The following is a 245-nucleotide window of genomic DNA, read 5'->3' as shown; positions in this document are numbered from 1 at the left end:
TGGCGGATGGGGCAGTACGCGATCGGCCGCAACGGGGTGATCCGCCGCATGTCGGTGAGCTACGCCGATGAGCTGCGGCCCATGGACGACGAAAGCGTCATTGAGAAGTACAAGCAGCTCCAGTCAGTCACCGACGAACTGGAGCGCTAGGGTTCGATCGCTTCCTGCCCTAGAACCCGGCGAGGCCCGGCAGTAGCGCCTGCGCTGCGGCCAGGTCCTCCCCCAGCGGCCGGTCCTCCTGGCTC

Annotated in this window: 1 protein-coding gene (running past one end of the window); it reads left to right on the top strand. The window is 66.9% G+C overall.

The features are described from left to right. On the top strand, positions 1 to 71 hold the final stretch of the coding sequence (locus K728_RS18495; RefSeq protein WP_202805322.1) for a cysteine dioxygenase. Its footprint begins 439 nt before the window's first position; the window shows 71 of its 510 coding nt (coding positions 440-510); its start codon lies off the left edge, out of view; it ends in the stop codon at positions 69 to 71. Positions 72 to 245: the final 174 nt, after the last annotated feature.

It is taken from the genome of Arthrobacter sp. CAL618 (genome assembly GCF_000468215.1).
In the GTDB taxonomy this organism is placed as follows: Bacteria; Actinomycetota; Actinomycetes; order Actinomycetales; family Micrococcaceae; genus Arthrobacter_D.
The sequence above is the reverse complement of the archived record's forward strand: the minus strand, read 5'-3'. Positions and strand labels throughout refer to the sequence as shown.